We start from the raw sequence: 13,037 nt of genomic DNA, 5'->3' as shown, positions 1-13,037 counted from the left end.
AAACTAACGCTCGAGACGGGCAGTAGCAAAAATCTCTTCCAAAATCTCTGAGGCTCCCTGTTCCCGGAGTTTCAGGGCAAGCTGCGTCCCTAGTGCTTCTGCACTGGCAGGCTCCCCTGTGAGAGTGTCTTTGACAAGGCGTTGGCCATCGAGACTGGCGACCAATCCTGTGAGGGTGAGTTGACCATTTTCAATCACCGTATGCACCCCAATGGGCACTTGACAGCCCCCTTCCAATTGCCGCAGGAAGGCTCGCTCTGCTAAGCAACGGGCTGCTGTTTCTGGATGTTCAAGGGTCTTGACCAAGGCTAAAATGTCGGGATCGTCGGCGCGGCATTCAATGCCCAAGGCACCCTGACCGACAGCATAGAGGGACACTGTTGCGGGTAAGACTTGGCTAATGCGATCGCCAAAGCCCAAACGCCGCAGACCAGCCACCGCTAAAATCAAGGCATCGTATTCCCCAGCATCTAATTTGGCCAAGCGAGTATTTAGATTGCCCCGCACATCCTTAAACGTGAGATGGGGGTAGTGGTGGCGCAACTGTGCCAAGCGACGCAGTGACGAAGTACCAATGACCGTGCCTTCAGGTAGGGTATCAATGGTGTGTCCTGTCCATTTTGCACCTAAAACAAGGGCATCTGCTGGGTCTTCCCGCTCAGTAATCGCGCCTAAAACTAAACCAGCGGGCAACTTGGTGGGTAAGTCCTTGAGGGAGTGAACGGCCAAATCGGTCTCACCCCGCAGCATTGAGAGTTCTAGCTCTTTGGTAAAGAGGCCTTTATCGCCAATTTTGGCAAGGGCGACATCAAGGATATTGTCTCCTTGGGTGGTCATGGTCACCACCTCAAAGGCGCGATCGCGATGATGGGCTTGTAACTGCGCCTGTACCCATTCCGTTTGCACAAGCGCCAGTTGACTTTTGCGGGAACCAATGCGAACCGGGCGGGAGGAGGTGGCAATCATAGGGTTGAGTGTGCAGCGGACAGCATCCAGCCATTATAGGTTGCGGGGATCCCAAGGGGCAAGATCAGGCATTTTCGGGGTGAGTACAAGCGGCAATAATCCCTGCCGCGCCACCAGAGACCACTTGAATGGGGATCCCTAGTGCTTCCTCCACAGTGGCTAAAGGCACATCATCGAGAAAAACGGGTTCATCGTGCTTGAGCATCAGACTGGGCAGAAGCAGGCGATCGCCCAAGGGTTTGCCCTTCAGGTGATAGATCAAATCATGGCCGGTTAATAGCCCTGTCACGGACATCTGCTGTCCCCAATAGTCGCTAGCAAGGGCATAGAGATCAAGGCGCAGGTTCTCAATTTGGTTAAGGCGAGCCACCAAGGGTGCAAAGGCCTGTTCCACGGTATTACCCACCACCCAACTCAGATGACGCGGCTGCGGTAAGCGTTGGGGAAGCTGTTGGGCGTGAAGCTCAAACTCTTCTAAAAACAGGCGAATCGTTCCCACGCCATTACTGAGTTGCGGATAGTCCTGATAGTGGGCGGCGGGGGGTAAGGGCGATCCGGCAATCAAGAACCATTCATCTGCTAGCCAAGCAAAGGGGGTTTGCCACTGCTGTTCAAACCGCTGTTGGAGTGCCTGTACCCGTTGAATCACCGCTTGGGCGTGATCAGGGGTGACGGGAATCAGTTCATCCTCAGCAGGGCGAAAGCGAGTCAGCCCCACCGGCACCACTGCCACTGAAAGCACGGTTGGCCATTCAGGATCATAGAACTGGGCTAAATCCCGTAGTGTTTGCTCGAGGCACTCGCCGTCATTAATCCCCGGACAGACAACCACTTGGGCATGGAGTTGCAGCCGTTGCTCTTGAAACCAGCGCATCTGTTGCAGAATTTCCCCCGCCCGTGGATTTTTCAGTAGGCGTTGGCGAACACTGGCTACTGTGGCATGGACAGAGACATAGAGGGGGGAAAGGCGCAAGCGGGCAATGCGCTGCCATTCTGAGGGAAGCAGGTTCGTCAGGGTAATGTAGCTGCCGTAGAGGAAGCTGAGGCGGTAGTCGTCATCTTTGGCGTAGAGGCTTTCCCGTTTGCCGGGGGGCTGCTGATCAATAAAACAAAAGGGGCAGCGATTGTTGCACTGCATCAACCCATCAAAGAGGGCGGTGGTAAACTCCAGTCCTAAATCTTGATCAATGTCTTTTTCAATTTCGAGAACATAGGTTTGGCCGTCTTTGCCCAGTATTTCGAGGGTGAGGTATTCCTCGGCACAGAGAAACCGATAATCAATCAAATCGCGGGGGCGATCGCCATTAATGGCCACCAACGCATCACCGGGTTCAAATCCCAACTCAGCGGCAATGGAGCCGGGTTCCACAGCAGCCACAACAGCCGGGCGAAGGGCGCGATCGCTCATGGTTGATTGTTGAAAAGAGGGGGGACAGTCAGCAAAACTTCTTTATCTTGTACTGTACCTTAGGCAGCACAGCCGCTTCCAACTCTCAGGATTCTCAAAGCAACCATAGGGTTGATATAGTGGTGTTCTACATATTTCTAAAAAATGTTAACGAGGACGATGATGGGGTCATTGGGGATTAGCTTTACCGTTGGTGCAGGTAACTTTGTCCCCTTTTATGGGGTATTGCTGCTGGGTCTTGTGGCGGCCGTGAGCATTGGCCTCATTGCATGGTACAACTCGAAGCGTCCCCCCGGTTGGGAAAATGCCGATCGCCCCAGTTTTATTCCCAAGTTGAATCTCGAAGAGTCTGAGTCCAATCCCACCCCTGATGAGACAACAGATTCGTGAAGCTCTTTCGGATTCTTTTACGGGCAGCTTGGCCGACGATTGTTGCGGCAGCGATCGCTGGACTTCTCAACGGTGGCAGTACGGCTGCGCTCATTGCCCTGATGAATGCCGCCCTGCAGAAAACCCCTGCCCTCCAGCGCCTCTTACCTTGGGGATTTATTCTCCTCGGAACCCTCCTACTGCTGACCCACTTTAGCTCTCAAGTGCTCCTGGTGCGGGCTGCCCAACAGGCGGTTTATGAAATGCGCCTCTTCCTCAGCCGCCAGATTCTCGCTTCACCCCTACGCCAGTTAGAAGCCATTGGCAATCCGCAACTCCTTGCGACGCTGACAGAGGACGTGGATGCCGTTTCCCGTTCCTTTTCCGTCCTGCCCACTCTTTTTAATGCCATTGCCATTGTTATTGGCTGCCTGATTTACATGGGTTGGTTGTCGCCGCCCCTCTTTTTTGCCCTTGTGGGCTTGATTGTCGTTGGTACTGGCAGCTACTTGTTTCTAGCGGGCAGAGCACGCAAATTCCTAGAGCGGGCACGGCAGCAACAGGATCACCTTTTTCAACACTTTCGGACACTCACCGAGGGCAACAAAGAACTCAAGCTCAATCGGCAACGGCGGTTGGCCTTCTTTTATCGGGAATTGGAACCCACGGCTCAGAAAACCCGGCAGCAAAACGAGCTAGGGTACATGGTCTTTGCCATTGCTGCCAGTTGGGGGCAGTTGCTGCTGTTTGTCACCATTGGCTTCTTTCTCTTTACGCTGCCCCATTTGCTAGGAGCCACACCCACAGTTCTCTCAGGGTATGTTCTGACGATCATTTACCTCATGCTGCCGATGCAGCAGCTGATTGATGCGATTCCTGTCTTTAGCCGTGCTAGGGTTGCCCTGAAAAAAGTGGAATCTTTGCAACTCAGCCTTGGAGATCCGCACCAAAACCTCAACGATACAGGCGAACTCCCTCCCCTTGGCTGGAAAACCCTCTCTCTGCGGCAGATCTGTCATCAGTACCGCAGTGGCCACGAGGATGAACCTGCGACCTTTACCCTCGGCCCTTTGAGTTTGACCGTGCAGGCTGGGGAACTCCTTTTTATTGTCGGTGGCAATGGCAGCGGTAAATCCACCCTAGCAAAAATTATTACCGGCCTGTACATTCCCGATCAGGGAGAAATTTGGGTAGATGATCACTGTTTGCAGCCTGAGGACTACGAATGGTATCGCCAACACTTTGCCACCGTTTTTAGTGACTTTTATCTTTTTGAGTCACTGTTGGGCATTGAGTCCCCCGAACGCCTTGCAGAAGTGCCAAGTTACCTCGAAAAATTGCGCTTGAGCCACAAAGTTTGCCTAGAAGGTAACCGCTTCTCTACGACATCTCTTTCCCAAGGGGAGCGCAAGCGTTTGGGGTTGTTGATGGCCTATCTCGACGATCGCCCCGCCTACCTCTTTGATGAATGGGCAGCGGATCAAGATCCTGTGTTTCGGGAGATTTTCTACCGCCAACTCCTACCCGAGCTAAAGGCTCAGGGCAAAACGGTATTTGTGATTAGCCATGACGATCGCTACTTTGACGTGGCCGATCGCCTGATTAAACTGGACTATGGCCAACTCGTGACCTAGGTAAACTGCTGACTGAGCATCAAGGGGTTATGCACCGTGATTTTCTTTTTGTGAATTGAGATCATTTTTTGATCCCGAAGTTCCCCGAGAAGGCGAGTTACGGTTACCCGTGTCGAACCAATGGCCTCGGCGATCGCCTGATGGGAAAGCTTCAAATCCACAGTGACTCCCGCACTCGTGGGAATCCCAAAATCACGGCAAAGAATCAGCAAAAAGCTCACCAAGCGGGATCCCATATCGCGGTGGGCAAGGGTCTCGATCATCATCTCCGTTTGCAGGATCCGCGATGACAGCCCCTGAATCATAAACATCGGCAAATCGGGATCCTCGTGCATCGCCTTTTCCACCTGTTCGATGGGAACGGCCAATAGCTCCACATTCGTAAACGCCACCGCATGGTAAAAGCGATCGGAGCGGGTGCCCGTAATCAGGGACAGCACCCCAAATACGGTATTTTCCCGCAGCAGTGCCACCGTAATTTCCTCGCCCGCTTCATACACCCGTGAGAGCTTCACTGCCCCCTTGAGGAGAAAATAGACCTTTTCCGCTGGATCTCCCGGAAAGAAAATGGTTTTGCCGCGTTCGTAAGTTTCAGTGGTGGATGGAAACAGGCCACTGGCCATGTGGCGAAAGACGGGTGCTAAGGGTTGATCTTTATTCATGAGTCGTGTGTCAATCCAAGGTGGTTTAACTGGTGGTGTGGCGATCGCATAGGGTGCTGTCGGCATTGATATCCCCCCAACAATGCAACTCTCTCAACGCCAGCGAATCTTGCTCTGGGTGAAGAGTTCAGCATTGACAGATTAGTAAAACCAATTCAGGGGCATTTTTTTGTATCATGCCACACTTTTTTTCGAGAGAATTAAGGGCGGACGCAAAAGCAAGTACCCTAATGCTCCCAAGAGGGGGACAAGGCTCCACCAGCGCCACGGTGACTTTTCCAGTCCTCGCCGTTGCCAGTCATCCACTAGTAGCACCGGCAAGAGCAACGACAGGAGGCAAAAGTCTAGGCTCATCACATGAATAAAGCGGCTGGTTTGCCACTGCTGCCAAAAGTCTGGCCAATTACCGCCAACCAAGCCATAGCCAAGAAAGCCCACAGCCAATAAACCAATGACAACGGCAGTGAGCCGTGATTCCCAAAGGCGTACCCCCCGATTGAGTTCTCCGCTAAAGATCGGTGCTGGCTGGCGCAGGATGAAGTAAGGTAACAGGGCAAACGCACCCACGGCAAAACTAAAAGCCGCAAATGGCCACGCGGGAAATCGCTGTTCTTGACCATCCACCACCAGTAATGCGGTATAAATCAGTGGCCAGACGCCCATCAAATTAAAAAGACTGACAATGAGGGGGTTAATGCCTTGCCAGTCTCCCGTTGCTAGCCGTTGAATAAGTGTCAGTGTTTGCGGTTGATCGGGGGGGGCAAAACCAAAGCTATAGACAATCAATCCCAGCCACAGAGCCGCAAAGAAAATCCGCATACCGCCCTAAGCTAAAACCGTTTCGGGTACCCCCGCTTTTTGCAGTTGCTTCGTAAATTGCGGCAGCACTCGCTGGCACTGGCGGATAAAGGCCTCTAGCCAACCTTGCAAGTGCTCTAGCTGCTCCTCACTGAGAAACACATCGCGGCTGGACTGGTAGGATTGACAAACCACACGACCATCATTAGTCACTGTAAAGTCAGCAAACCAACTGCTGTAGGGACGAGTCCCCCGCCAATAGTTGGCCACAATCATCTTGCCAAGGTATTTCTGGGCGATATCGCCAATTTTGTTAAAGTGTTCTAGCACTTCCGCCAAGGTGAGGACTTTTGCTGCGGCGCCTTTTGTTTCTTCAAGCTGCGGCAGGGTAATGTCTGTCAGTTCTTCGCGAGGCTGTCCCCCCAGACCCATGAGGGCAAAGAGTTTTTGTTCCAGATTGGCGAGGTAGCTATTGTAGGTTTGGCCGTTGCGGCTCAGGGTTTGGTGCATCCGCACAATGAGATCAATTTCTGCCAACTTAGTTGCCGCCAAGGATTCTAGGCGTGCCAATTGATCGGCAAAGGCTTGACTGTCACTTTCGGCACCACTTACGGTCAACCCAAGGGATTCAGCACGCTTTGCAAGAAGACGGCGAATGTAATAGCGGGTCATGGGTGTGAGCGACATCATCTGAACCTCAAATCAAGCCAATGTGGAACACGAGTGGAATGTGAACTTTTGTAAATCAGCTTAACATGTCTGCTGCCTTTGTTGCAAAATGTAATAGCTCTGTTTAACTAATCCATCCTAAAGGCAGTAGAAATCTAGTGTTAAGCGAAAGCTAGGCCACTCGTCTCTTTACCAATTTAAGAGATGAAGGGTGCCCTATGGCCAGTAATTTTACGGAAATTCACTAACCCTTGGAAAAATTCAATCCCTCTCAAATCAGCTCGGGTTACCGAGGTTTACGGCTGCGGCAACGGTTCTCCCATTTCGCTATTGAGAAATGAAAAAAGGGGGCGATCGCCCCCCTATCACAATACGCTTCAGCCTTAATCAGGTGCTAGCTGGCGCTGACCAACTCCGCTAAGCGTTTCGAGACCACAGCCAAGTGTCCTTTCTCCAGTACCTCATCGGCGTCGAGAACATTGAGTCCCATGATGATCCGTGCAATCAGACCCGTCCAGCCGGTTTGGTGACTCGCACCTAGTCCTGCGCCATTATCCCCATGGAAGTATTCATAAAACAGAATTAGATCACGCCAGTGGGGATCGCTTTGGAATTTTTCGGTGCCACCATAGACCGGTCGCCGCCCCGATTCATCCTTGAGGAAGATACTGGCCAAGCGGCGGGCAATTTCTGCCGAGACCTCCCAGAGGTTGAGCCAGCGGCCTGAACCGGTGGGGCATTCCACCGTAAACTCGTTGCCGTAATAGCCATACATTTTGCGGAGGGCTTGCACCAAAAGGGCATTCACGGGCATCCAAATGGGGCCACGCCAGTTGGAGTTACCGCCAAAGAGGCCGGTGGTGGATTCACCGGGTTCATAGCTAACGCGATAGGCCTCGCGGCCGAGTTGGAAAATATAGGGGTGATCGTAGTGGTAGCGGGAGAGGGCACGGATGCCATAGTCACTGAGGAATTCACTCTCATCCAACATGCGGGTGAGAATCCGCCGTAGTTTGGCCTCGTTGACGGGCGAGAGCAACCGCCGTTTTTTTACACCCGGGCGATCGATGGGGTTAATGTTGGCCAAAAGCTCAGGGTGGCGGGCATTAAAGGCAGCAATGCGTTCCCTAAAGGTGGGTAGGGAGTCCAGCAACTCTTCCGAGAAAATGGCAGTGGCACACAGGGGCAGCAATCCCACCATCGAGCGTACCTTCAGGCGCTGGGCACGACCATCGGGCAGTCGCAGCAGGTCATAGTAAAAGCCATCTTTGTCATCCCAGAGTTCATCTTTCTGGACACCAATGCGATCCATCGCTCCGGCAATGTAAACGAAGTGCTCATAGAATTTGCAGGCAATATCCTCATAAACGGGATTGTGCTGTGCTAGCTCCAGCGCCATAGAGAGCATATCGAGGGCAAACATTGCCACCCAAGCCGTACCATCCGCCTGCTCAAGAACACCACCCGTGGGTAGGGGCGCACTGCGATCAAAGACGCCAATATTGTCTAAACCAAGGAAGCCACCCTCCATGACGTTGTTGCCGAGGGAATCTTTGCGGTTGACCCACCACGTAAAGTTGAGCATGAGCTTGTGGAAGACACTCTCAAGGAAAGCCAAATCGCCTTCGCCTTTTTTCATGGCTTTGTCCAAGAGATAGATTTGCCACGTGGCAATCCCATGCACAGGCGGATTCACATCACCAAAGTTCCATTCGTAGGCGGGAATTTGACCGTTGGGGTGCAGATACAGTTCATTCACCATCAGCTTAAGCTGCTCTTTGGCGAAGTCGATATCCATCAGAGCTAAGGGCGAGCAGTGGAAGGCCAAGTCCCAAGCGGCAAACCAAGGATATTCCCACTTGTCGGGCATGGAGATAATGTCGGCGCTTTCAAGGTGGAACCACGATTTGTTGCGGGTAACGATGCGCTCTTCCACATCGGGGGGCAGCGCTTTATCTTCCAGCCACTGCTTGACAGGGTAGTAGTAGTACTGCTTTGTCCACATCATGCCGGCAAAGGCTTGACGAACCACATTGCGCTGATCAGCCGTGCAGTCACTGGGGATGAGGTGATCAAAGAAGAGATCCGCTTCGGTGCGGGCTTGGTTGAGGCGATCGCTAAAGGCATTGCCAAAGCTGAGGGGGCTACTTTTGGCAGATGCTAGGCGTAGTTGAATGATCTCAACCCCTTGGGCGGCAACTGTGACTTGATAGTGGGCAGCCACCTTGGTGCCGACTTTGTCGGGGTTGACGGCATTTTGCTCACCATTGATCAGGTAGCGGTGAAAGGCATCCTTAACGTAGGGCGAGGCATTGGGCTGGCCAAAGAGCCGCTCAAAGTTGGTTTCATTCTCGGTGAAGAGGAAGGGCACCGGGCGATCGCTCACAAATTCATACTCTCCTAGCTCCCCATGGCGTGCCCGCACCAGTGTCGCATCCATTTGCTTCAGTTCTGGTTTGGCGAGAACCTTGTCCGGTGTCCAACTCCACGTATTGCGGTACCAGAGGGTGGGCAGAACGTGCAAATGGGCAGCTTCGTTGCCGCGATTGTGAATGCTGATTTGAATCAAAATGTCATTGGGAGCCGCTTTGGCATATTCGATGAAGACATCAAAGTAGCGATCGCCCTCAAAGACCCCTGTATCCAAGAGTTCATACTCCATTTCAAAGCGGCTGCGGTGGCGGTTGGTCATCACCAGATCAATGTAGGGATAGGCAGCTTGGGGATACTTGTAGAGGTATTTCATGTAGGAATGGGTGGGCGTACTGTCGAGGTAAAAGTAATACTCTTTAACGTCCTCCCCATGATTGCCTTCATTGTTGGTTAAGCCAAAAAGCCGTTCCTTGAGAATTGGATCGTTGCCATTCCAAAGAGCCAAGGCAAAACAAAGCCGTTGCTGTGCATCACAAATGCCACCGAGGCCATCTTCACCCCAACGGTAGGCGCGCGATCGCGCTTGATCATGGGAAAAATACTCCCAAGCATTGCCGTCGGCGGAATAGTCTTCCCGTACAGTGCCCCACTGCCGCTCGCTCAAGTAAGGTCCCCAAAATTTCCAAGGGTTGGCTTGGCCATGAACTTGATTGAGTCGTTCCAGTTCAGGATTGACAGGAGAAGCCATTTTTAACCTCGCTTGTTATCTCAAAAATTCCATAAAGGCCTACAAACTTATATGAACTTAAGCGAAAACTCTTATAAATAAAAAAAATAAAAAGAGATAAAGAGCTTAAGCTCATAGATTTTGAGTATAAGCAAAATATCCTAAACTCCAAGAAAGGAAACATTAAGGCTTAGTAATCTGCTAGGGCAGATATAGCCCTTTCCTAAACTAGGGGGACATCTGGGAATCCAATCCGCTACAGTAGGAGTTGTCGCAGTGTTGAGCGTCTTCGTGAAAGAGGTAGTACCCGACCCAGATTTTGCTTGACCTGATGCGCGGCAAGCCCCGGCATTCATGTCGGCGGCGAAGGATAGTGCGGATGGCGGCGGCATCCTAATCATGGTATTGCCACTGAAACCCAAGGTGGCCTACGGCAGGGCATGCCGGCAAGATACAAGCAGCGGTTAGAACCCGCCGAAACGATTGCGCAGTCATCCCCGTCGTAGGAATCTGCGGCTTTCAGGCCGGGGAGGAGGTCAAGTCTTCTCCAATCTCTGCTACGATGAAAGTAAGGGTTGGTTGTTTGCTCGTTAAACGTAGATTGTTTAGGAAGCCATTTCTCTAGGCATCTAGGTAAAAAGCAGTCGTAACCATCTTTGCTCTAAGGGAGCAGCCTACAGGGCTCAACTCCCCTGTGAGTTTGTCAATTTGTTCGAGAGTTTTATGACATCTGTTTCTTCGTTGCCTGCGCGCCCCCTGCGTCCCAATTGGGGGGTGATTTTTTTTATGGGCATTGTGCATTTGGGAGCGTTGCTGGCATTGGTACCGGGGCTGTTTTCTTGGCCGGCTGTGCTGTTGTGTGTTGTTCTCTATTGGGTGTCTGGAGGCCTTGGCATCACCCTAGGCTGGCATCGCCTGATCACCCATCGCAGTTTCCAGTGCCCGAAATGGCTGGAATACTTTTTTGGCTTTTGCGGCAGCTTGGCCTGTGAGGGTGGAATTATTGAATGGGTTGGCCTCCACCGTAATCACCACCTCCACTCCGATCAAGAACTGGATCAGCACAATTCCCAAAAGGGGTTTTGGTGGTCGCACATGGGTTGGATGCTCCAAGAAGTGCCCGCCAAGGCAGAGGTAGAACGCCTCACCAAGGACATTAACACTGATCCGGTGTATCGCTTTTTGAATCAGTACTTTGTGCCCATTCAAGTGGTTTTAGGGGTCTTGCTGTATCTGTGGGGGGGACTGCCCTTTGTGGTCTGGGGCATCTTTGTCCGCCTTGTGCTGGTGTATCACCTCACTTGGTTTGTCAATAGTGCCACCCATAAATTTGGCTACCGCACCTTTGAATCGGGCGATCGCTCCACAAATTGTTGGTGGGTTGCCCTGCTGACGTTTGGCGAAGGCTGGCACAACAACCACCACACCTACCCCCATTCGGCACGTCACGGTCTGCAATGGTGGGAATTTGATATTACGTGGATCACGATTCGGGCATTGCAAGCGATTGGTCTGGCCCAAAAGGTGCGGCTCGTGGAAGCCCCCACGAATCAGTAAAAGCCCTTAAAAGGGGTACTGGGGTTCCGCTTCTTGCCAAATGCGGATCAATTCCCTCGCCTCTGGGTAGAGGGGATGCGTGGGGGGGATGAGTTCGGCGGTGGCGATCGCCTGCTGGTTGTCCCGCCCCACCCAATAGCGCGCCTGCTCCAAGATATTATTGCCCCACTGCACAATCAACTGGTTGGCGGTGGCATAGACACTGGAGTTGGGGGAGATTTCTTGGGCAATGGCAATGGCAGCAGCAAAGTCGCGATCGCGCCCCCCTCGAGCACGGCGCTGGGCTTCATTCAGGCGAGCCATCTCCGGATCAAGCTGCCAGCTCACTGCTTCCGTTGCCACGGGGGGAAAGAGTTCTTTGAGGCGATTTTGAGCCGTTTCATAGAGGGCACGCTGGGGACGAATTCGCTCAAGGAGTTGGCGGGCTTGCAGCAGGGCTTCAGGGGTGCCTTGGCGGGCAAGGGCGTTGGCCTGATCGATCAGGGGTTGATCCTCAGCAATCTCGATTTGACGTTGCCACAGCCGTCGCTGATCGCGGATTTGGTCTTGGCGGTAGGGACTCGCGTCCGCCAAAGGAATGTTGAGGCGGTTGAGGGCAAGGTAGAGGTGATCCAGCGTGCCGCCACGGGCAATGGCTTGCGCTTCTGCGAGGGTTCGCAGTACCTGCAAATCTGTTTGCCAGCGCCGAATGGCCTGCTGGGCTTCAAAGTAGAGGGGGCGTTCTGCCGTAATCGTCCGCGCTTGGGCAATGGCTCGATCAATGTCCTGTCCCATCCCCGCTTGAGCAAATTCTTCCGCTGCGGCTAGCTTGGCTACATCCTCAGCGCTGCGGGCACTCCTGACATCACGGGGAATTAAACCAGCAATGCGCCTTGCCTCTTGGGGGTCATAGCGATTCAGAGCCGCCACTGCTGATGCAAGTAACTGTTCACCCAACTCATTGAGCAATCGCCGCGCACCGGGATAAATATCACTGGTGGGGGGAATTCGCCGCACAATTGCAATGGCAGCGGCCAAGTTATCGGCTCCCCCCTGTGCCACGAGGGCACGGGCTTCATCCAACTGCCGATCTTCCCGTTGGGCACGGATAATCCGCTCATTAAAGGCGCCAAACTGATCCTGTGCCCAATAACGACAGGCAACAAATTGCAACTGGAGCGAGATTTGAAAAGCTTCTCGCCATTCGAGGTTTTTTAGGGCGGCTTCGGCGCGCTGGTAGATGCTCTCCCCCTCTTGCCAAATTTCCTGCCAGCGTTGAATGCGTTCTTCCACCTTGGTATAGGCTTGGACATCCCGAGGAATCCACCGCGCAAAGGCGATCGCCCGATGTAATTGCCCCTCATGAAAGGCTACCTCTGCCAAGGCCAAAACCTGATCTGACCACGCTTCTAGGCGGCGATTAATCTCAGGGGCAAGGGGATGATCGCGAGGCAAGTCATCAATGAGATCAATGGCATGGAGCAAATCTTCAAGGGTGTGTCGCTCCGCCGCTTGTTGGGCGCAGTAGAGGCGAAAGGAGGCCGATGCCAAAGGCCAAAGGACAAAATCACAATTGCCGGGAGTCGTCGGTTGCCGCAGCAGCAGCCACAGGGATAGCCCGGAAATCCCGACGGAGGTGAGGAGGGAGAGGCTGGCCACCACTTGCCAGTGTTGCAACCAAGGTAAGCAGGCATACCACTGCTTTTGGACAAGGGGGACTAGACGATTGAGTTGGCGCGATCGCCCACCAAAGCGTTTTAAGATCGCGATCACTGCGGTTGATTTAGTTTGATCCTGCACCGTCTCCCACTCCCCAACACTCCCTATTGGCATCCCTAACTGTGAGCACAATGCCCAGTGACAGCCCTTTTCTTAGGCGTTAAGGAACTGAAATG

At 53.0% G+C, this 13,037-nt stretch carries 10 protein-coding genes; 3 read left to right on the top strand and 7 right to left on the bottom strand.

Translation table 11 applies throughout. The features are described 5' to 3' along the window. Positions 1 to 3 precede the first annotated feature (3 nt). Positions 4 to 966 (bottom strand): hydroxymethylbilane synthase, encoded by a 963-nt coding sequence (hemC, locus tag RHJ02_RS09875; protein ID WP_206200018.1) that lies wholly within the window; start codon positions 964 to 966, stop codon positions 4 to 6. A 64-nt stretch (positions 967 to 1,030) separates the two neighbouring features. Further along, the gene (locus RHJ02_RS09870; RefSeq protein ID WP_310800176.1) at positions 1,031 to 2,374 is read right to left on the bottom strand and encodes a TIGR03279 family radical SAM protein; all 1,344 of its coding nucleotides are present in this window, start codon (positions 2,372 to 2,374) and stop codon (positions 1,031 to 1,033) included. 159 nt (positions 2,375 to 2,533) lie between these two features. On the opposite strand from RHJ02_RS09870, the gene psb35 reads away from it, so the two are divergent. After that, positions 2,534 to 2,764, top strand: a complete 231-nt coding sequence (gene psb35 / locus RHJ02_RS09865) for a photosystem II assembly protein Psb35 (protein ID WP_315862966.1) — start codon at positions 2,534 to 2,536, stop codon at positions 2,762 to 2,764. Then, entirely contained in the window at positions 2,761 to 4,377 is a 1,617-nt protein-coding gene (locus tag RHJ02_RS09860) for a cyclic peptide export ABC transporter (protein ID WP_206200016.1), read from the top strand. Before psb35 ends, RHJ02_RS09860 begins: the two co-directional genes overlap by 4 nt. Here the strand turns inward: RHJ02_RS09860 and ntcA are convergent. The 4 genes from ntcA to RHJ02_RS09840 form a co-directional block, all read right to left on the bottom strand. Then, positions 4,374 to 5,039 (bottom strand): global nitrogen regulator NtcA, encoded by a 666-nt coding sequence (ntcA, locus tag RHJ02_RS09855; protein WP_190278317.1) that lies wholly within the window; start codon positions 5,037 to 5,039, stop codon positions 4,374 to 4,376. The two genes, RHJ02_RS09860 and ntcA, sit on opposite strands and share 4 nt — an antisense overlap. Positions 5,040 to 5,213: 174 nt before the next feature. After that, the gene (locus RHJ02_RS09850; protein ID WP_302678190.1) at positions 5,214 to 5,858 is read right to left on the bottom strand and encodes a DUF2834 domain-containing protein; all 645 of its coding nucleotides are present in this window, start codon (positions 5,856 to 5,858) and stop codon (positions 5,214 to 5,216) included. 6 nt (positions 5,859 to 5,864) lie between these two features. Continuing rightward, positions 5,865 to 6,527: a hypothetical protein gene (locus tag RHJ02_RS09845; RefSeq protein ID WP_310453745.1), complete on the bottom strand. Its 663-nt coding sequence runs from the start codon at positions 6,525 to 6,527 to the stop codon at positions 5,865 to 5,867. A 373-nt stretch (positions 6,528 to 6,900) separates the two neighbouring features. Next, complete coding sequence (locus tag RHJ02_RS09840) at positions 6,901 to 9,627, bottom strand: MGH1-like glycoside hydrolase domain-containing protein (protein ID WP_206200013.1); 2,727 nt, start codon at positions 9,625 to 9,627, stop codon at positions 6,901 to 6,903. A gap of 702 nt (positions 9,628 to 10,329) precedes the next feature. Here RHJ02_RS09840 and RHJ02_RS09835 point away from each other — a divergent pair. Beyond that, positions 10,330 to 11,163, top strand: coding sequence for an acyl-CoA desaturase (locus RHJ02_RS09835; protein WP_206200012.1), 834 nt, complete (start codon positions 10,330 to 10,332; stop codon positions 11,161 to 11,163). A gap of 6 nt (positions 11,164 to 11,169) precedes the next feature. On the opposite strand, the gene RHJ02_RS09830 is transcribed toward RHJ02_RS09835, so the two are convergent. Further along, positions 11,170 to 12,942 (bottom strand): hypothetical protein, encoded by a 1,773-nt coding sequence (locus tag RHJ02_RS09830; RefSeq protein ID WP_206200011.1) that lies wholly within the window; start codon positions 12,940 to 12,942, stop codon positions 11,170 to 11,172. Positions 12,943 to 13,037: the final 95 nt, after the last annotated feature.

Origin of the sequence: Thermosynechococcus sp. TG215 (assembly GCF_031583455.1) — a bacterium.
Taxonomy (GTDB): domain Bacteria; phylum Cyanobacteriota; class Cyanobacteriia; order Thermosynechococcales; family Thermosynechococcaceae; genus Thermosynechococcus.
This window is presented reverse-complemented; position numbering and strand designations above follow the sequence as displayed.